This window comes from Elusimicrobiales bacterium (assembly GCA_041651175.1).
GTDB lineage: Bacteria > Elusimicrobiota > Elusimicrobia > Elusimicrobiales > Elusimicrobiaceae > JAQTYB01.
This window is the reverse complement of sequence record JBAZJT010000041.1, coordinates 1-6,543: the sequence shown is the minus strand read 5'-3', so window position 1 is coordinate 6,543 and position 6,543 is coordinate 1. Positions and strand designations below refer to the sequence as shown.

Annotated in this window: 3 protein-coding genes; all 3 read left to right on the top strand. The window is 57.3% G+C overall.

The genetic code is table 11. From position 1 onward, the window contains the following. A partial coding sequence (locus WC421_11635) for an RHS repeat-associated core domain-containing protein (GenBank protein MFA5162878.1) occupies nucleotides 1-3,334 on the top strand: 3,334 nt, incomplete at its 5' end. Beyond that, a complete protein-coding gene (locus tag WC421_11630) occupies nucleotides 3,334-4,023 on the top strand; it encodes a hypothetical protein (GenBank protein MFA5162877.1) in 690 nt (229 codons plus the stop codon). The genes WC421_11635 and WC421_11630, both read left to right, overlap by 1 nt. 86 nt (nucleotides 4,024-4,109) lie before the next feature. After that, nucleotides 4,110-6,543 (top strand): RHS repeat-associated core domain-containing protein (locus tag WC421_11625; protein MFA5162876.1); only part of this gene is annotated, 2,434 nt, incomplete at its 3' end.

Here is a 6,543-nt window from a genome sequence, read left to right as displayed (position 1 = left end):
GAGCGCCGTTTTGTCGGTTTCCGGCTCCACCGCGGCGCCGTCGGGGTTTGTGTGGAGCGCGGACGACAGGCTGGTTTATTCCTACGACGGCGCGGGGCGGCTGGTTTCGGTAACCGACCGCAACGGCTCGGCGCTTTTGCTGGAGTATTCCTCCGGGCTGCTGTCGGCCGTGCGGGACCCGGACGGGCGCGTACTTTACTCGTTTTCGCGCGACGGGGCGGGGCGGGTGTCTTCGGTAACCGACATCGGCGGGCGGGCGCATTATTTCGGCTACACCGGCTCCGGGCTGCTGGAGCGGCTTGAGGGGCCCGAAGGCGTGTCGACCTTCGGCTATCAGGGCTATTCCGTATCCGGGCTGGAGGGTTTTGCGGGCGGGTATTTCGCGCCGGGCGGCTGGGGGAGCGCGGAGCTGCTTTCGCGCGTTACCCCGCCCGGCGGGCAGGTTACAAGCTATGCGTACTCGGCGCCGGCGTACCGGGTGGATCATTCGCGGGACTGCAAATCCGTTCCGGCGTTCAACTACGCGGGCGCGGAGCGGTGCGCGCTGCTGGCGGGCGCGGCGGCTCCGGCGGACAAGGTGTATCTGGCGCCGCTTGCGCCGGCGGCGTCCGGCTATTATTTCGTGGACCGGGCGGCGTTTTCGGCGTGGTATTTCCCGCAGCGGTATTATTTAAGCTCCAAGACCGGGCCGCGGGGGACATACACCTACGAATATATCGTGGACGACCAGACCGGCGAGGGCGAAACCCGCATCACGCCGCCGCTGGGCGGCAAAGAGGTTGTGCGGTGGAACAAGTCCAACGGCCATTTCCGGCGGGCGTACACGGTTGACGGCGCGGGCGGCAAGACGCTGTTCGCCTACGATTCGGCGAACAATCCGGTTCAGGTTACCGATCCCGCCGGCAACATCCGCGGCTATGCGTGGGACGCGAAAAACCGGCTGACCGCCGCGACGGACCCGCTCAATAACCGGATAAACATCGGCTACGACCCTTCGTCCGGCAACATCAGCTATTACGCCGACGCGAAAGGCAACACCGCGCATTTTTCGTACGACGGAAACGGCAACCTGTCGCGCATCACCGACGCGGCGGGGCAGTCAACCGATATAACCAATAACGCGCGCGGGCTGCCGCTGGCGATAACCGATCCGCTGGGCCATGCGGTAACAATCGGGCGGGACGGCTACGGCAATGCAACATCCGTAACCGACGCGCTGAACCGCAATTCCGGTTTCGCCTATGACGTTATAGGCCGCGTAACGCGCATGACGGACCCGGCGGGCAAGGCGGTGGCTTTCGCCTACAATCCGGACAACACGCCCGGCACGGTTACCGACGCCATCGGCGGCGTAACGCGCTACGGCTACGAGCCGGGCGGTTTTGAAACCGGCGCAAAACGGCTGACACTGCTGACCGACGCGGCAAACCACGGCACCGCCTTCGCCTACGACGCGCAGGGAAGGCTGGCATCGGTAACGGACCCGCTCAATCATGCCGCCGCTTACGGCTACGACGCGGCGGGCAGAATCAACGCGGCGACCGATGCGAAAGGCAACAGTTTCGCATTCGCTTACGATATTCTGGGCCGTCTTACATCCGCGACCGCCCCCGACGGGCAGACGGTCTACAGCTACGACCTCGCAAACAACCTCACAAGCATAGAGGACCCGCGGACCAAGCTGCAATTCGGCTATGACGCTGCGGGCCGTGTAACGGCAACAAGCGCGCAGGACAAGATTGCAAACCTCGGCGGCGCGTTCACCTACACATACGACGCCGCCGGGAACCGGCTGGCGATGACGGCCTCCGGCTACACATGGAGTTACAGTTACGACGCGCTGAACCGCCCCGTAACGATAACCGCCCCCGGCGGGACGCAGTTCCAGTTCACCTACGACGCCGCAGGCCGCAGAACGCGCATGGATATGGGCGCGGCGGTAGCGGCGGAATATGCTTATGACGCGGCGAACCAGCTTACGTCAATAACCTACCGTCGCAAAACCGACAATGCGGTTATCGCGCAGGTTGGCTACACATACGACAATGCCGGCAACCGCGCAACCATGACCGACGATTTCGGCAGCCACGGATTCGCTTATGACGACCTGCACCGCCTGACAAGCGCGGTACACCCGTCCAGCGGCGCGCTGAGCGTGCAGCCCGAAACCTTCGCCTACGACGCGGTCGGCAACCGCACGCAGGACGCGGTACGCGCCGGTTACGCCTATGACGCGGCGAACCGACTAAACAGCGATTCGCTCTATACCTATAATTACGACAACAACGGCAACCTGACAACAAAAACGCGCGCATCCGACAACGCGCAGACCGCATACATCTACGACGCTCAGAACCGGCTGACGCAAGTAAACCTGCCGTCGGGCTACAGCGAGATCCTCCGCTACGACGCAACAGGCCGCCGCATAGCAAAAACGATAACGCACAACGGCGAAACAATCCGGGAGCAGCGCTACATCTACGACGGCGAGGACATCGCATTTGTAACCGACGCCGCCGGCGCGTTGAAAAGCCTGTATACGCACGGTCCCGGCACGGACGAGCCGCTGATGTTAAGAAAAGGCGCAAGCGATTATTATTTGCTGGCGGACGGGCTTGGCAGCATAATAGCCATCGCCGACCAGACCGGGAGCATCGCAGAGCGCGCGCAATATCAGGCATATGGCAGGCCGGTGTTCAGAAACGAGGTAACCGGCAGCACAAGCAGTTGGTCACAGACGGGCAGTCTTTACAGCTACACCGCCCGGGAATGGGACGCCGAAACCGGCCTGTTCTATTACCGCGCCAGACACTACGCCCCCGACATAGGCAGATTTATCCAAAAAGACCCCATCGGCTTCGCCGGAGGGGATACAAATTTGTATGCGTATGTGTTGAACAATCCGAACAGATATGTAGATTCGTATGGGCTTAAAATTGAAATCGATATGGGAGGACTTATTGATAATTTTATAAGTTTGCTTAATCTGAAAATTCTAAACTGGGTTTCCCCAACTGCGAGTAGACTAATTACCGACTTGGAATCTAGACCTGAAACATATCGAATTATTTCTGGAACAGATGGAAACACATATAATCCTTGTACGCGAGAAATTGGCTTTCTTCCATATCGGATTTTTTTGCCGAATTGGATGGATGCACCATTGTGGAGAGTTCGTCCGCCGTTTATTGGACTTGGTCATGAATTGGGACATGCATATAGACATGCGCATGGGGTGTTGTCACCCGATAGAGCGATTGAGGAATTAGAAAATCTAAAGACTGAGAATGCCATTCGCACAGACTTCTCATTGCCATTACGGAGGTACTACTAATGATACGTTGCATACTTCTAAGTGTGATGTTTGTTTCCGCTGTCTTGGATGCTTCTTGTGCTTTGGATGCAACTACCATGCAGTTAGTGCCAGCAGTTTTTAGCGATGGCAATAATGTTATTGCGAAATCTACAAGTGTCGTGGGGTATCGACGGATTGACGGAAAAGTAATTATTTCGGTCCAAATTACTAACGAACTAAAAAATACAATATGGGTTTTGGCAGAGAGATACAATGTGTCGCTGGAACAATTGGCTCATAAAAATGGAAATCGGTTGGATATTGATCTTTTTAAAAATATGCGAAATGACTGTGCAGTTTATTATGAGTATCCTCCTTTAAAATTGGAAGCACGATTAGTCGAAGTTAAAAGTAGACAATCGAAACAAATAGATATCATTTTACGTGTTGACGAGCAAAATAGTGTCTTAGGCATTATTAAAAAAACATGGCAATATCTTCTTGCCAGAGAAAAATCCTTTTCTTATTCTGCCTTTTCAAAACTTAAGGTAACTACACATTACTTTTATGGCAGTGACATGAGCAAAGTAATCGGAATGAATGGTAAAACACCTACCACAGATGCCGATTCCCATGAAATTAATTTGATGTGGCTATGTGGTAAGAGTGTGGCAACAACTGATTTCACAATGGACAATCCAAATTACAGAAATTTAACAGGACGTTAAGGAAATCTATCTGGTAAAAAATAATGCTAAAAAAGAATATATCAACTGCAAAAAGCATTGCAAAACCCGCTATCTCCACAACGTTTTTGCCATTTGCCAAATCGGGTGCGGCGGCTCCGGCGGACAAGGTGTATCTGGCGCCGCTTGCGCCGGCGGCGTCCGGTTATTATTTCGTGGACCGGGCGGCGTTTTCGTCGTGGTATTTCCCGCAGCGGTATTATTTAAGCTCCAAAACCGGGCCGTCGGGGACATACACCTATGAATATATCGTGGACGACCAGACGGGCGAGGGCGAAACCCGCATCACGCCGCCTTTGGGCGGCAAAGAGGTGGTGCGGTGGAACAAGTCCAACGGCCATTTCCGGCGGGCATACACGGTTGACGGCGCGGGCGGCAAGACGCTGTTCGCCTACGATTCGGCGAACAATCCGGTTCAGGTTACCGATCCCGCCGGCAACATCCGCGGCTATGCGTGGGACGCGAAAAACCGGCTGACCGCCGCGACGGACCCGCTCAATAACCGGATAAACATCGGCTACGACCCTTCGTCCGGCAACATCAGCTATTACGCCGACGCGAAGGGCAACACCGCGCATTTTTCGTACGACGGAAACGGCAACCTGTCGCGCATCACCGACGCGGCGGGGCAGTCAACCGATATAACCAATAACGCGCGCGGGCTGCCGCTGGCGATAACCGACCCGCTGGGCCATGCAGTAACAATCGGGCGGGACGGCTACGGCAACGCAACGTCCGTAACCGACGCGCTGAACCGCAATTCCGGTTTCGCCTATGACGTTATAGGCCGCGTAACGCGCATGACCGACCCGGCAGGCAAGGCGGTGGCTTTCGCCTACAATCCCGACAACACGCCCGACACGGTTACCGACGCCATCGGCGGCGTAACGCGCTACGGCTACGAGCCGGGCGATTTTGAGACGGGCGCAAAGCGGCTGACACTGCTGACCGACGCGGCAAACCACGGCACCGCCTTCGCCTACGACGCGCAGGGCCGGTTGGCATCGGTAACGGACCCGCTCAATCATGCCGCCGCTTACGGCTACGACGCGGCGGGCAGGATCAGCGCGGCAGCCGACGCAAACGGCAACAGTTTCGCATTCGGCTACGATATTATCGGCCGTATGACATCCGCCACCGCCCCCGACGGGCAGACAACTTATGTTTATGACCTTGCAAACAATCCCACGAGCATAGAGGACCCGCGGACAAAGTTGCAATTCGGCTACGACGCTGCGGGCCGGGTAACAGCAACAAGCGCGCAGGACAAGATTGCAAACCTCGGCGGCGCGTTCACATACACATACGACGCCGCCGGGAACCGGCTGGCGATGACGGCCTCCGGCTACACCTGGAGCTACAGCTACGACGCGCTGAACCGCCCCGTAACGATAACCGCCCCCGGTGGGACGCAGTTCCAGTTCACCTACGACGCCGCAGGCCGCAGAACGCGCACGGACATGGGCGCGGCGGTAGCGGCGGAGTACGCATATGACGCCGCCAATCAGCTTACCGGAATAATCTACCGCCGGAAAACCGATAACGCGGTAATCGCGCAGGTCGGCTACGCATACGACACTGCCGGCAACCGCGCAACCATGATCGACGATTTCGGCAGCCACGGATTCGCTTATGACGACCTGCACCGTCTGACAAGCGCGGTACACCCGTCCAGCGGCGCGCTGAGCGTGCAGTCCGAAACCTTCGCTTACGACGCGGTGGGCAGCCGCGTGCAGGACGCGGTCCGCACGGGTTACGTATACGACGCGGCGAACCGCTTAAACAGCGACAGCCAGTATACTTACGCATACGACAACAACGGCAACCTGACAACAAAAACGCGCGCATCCGACAACGCGCAGACAACCTATGTTTACGACAGCCAAAATCGCCTTACGCAAGTAAACCTGCCGTCGGGCTACAGCGAGACGCTCCGCTACGACGCAACAGGCCGCCGCATAGCAAAAACGATAACGCACAACGGCGAGACAATCCGGGAGCAGCACTACATCTACGACGGCGAGGACATCGCATTTGTAACCGGCGCGGACGGCGCGTTGAAGGCGATGTACACGCACGGCCCCGGCACGGACGAGCCGCTGATGTTGCGCAAGGGAGCAAGCGATTATTATTTGCTGGCGGACGGGCTTGGCAGCATAATCGCCATCGCCGACCAGACCGGGAGCATCGTAGAGCGCGCGCAATACCAAGCCTACGGCAAGCCCGTGTTCAAAAACGAGGTAACCGGCAGCACAAGCAGTTGGTCGCAGACAGGCAGTCTTTACAGCTACACCGCCCGAGAATGGGACGCCGAAACCGGCCTGTTCTATTACCGCGCCAGATACTACGCCCCCGACATAGGCCGTTTCATCCAGAAAGACCCGGTAATGCAACGAGCGGATTACATATATGCCAATAGCAATCCGATAATGATGCTGGATCCGTCAGGAACACTTTCAACCCCTTGGGGTTGGGTGGATATGGGCGAATCGCAGGGACAAA

Bases quoted from the DNA above. Each gene is read 5' to 3' on its own strand.
- WC421_11630 (MFA5162877.1), top strand. From the start codon at position 3,334: ATGATACGTTGCATACTTCTAAGTGTGATGTTTGTTTCCGCTGTCTTG.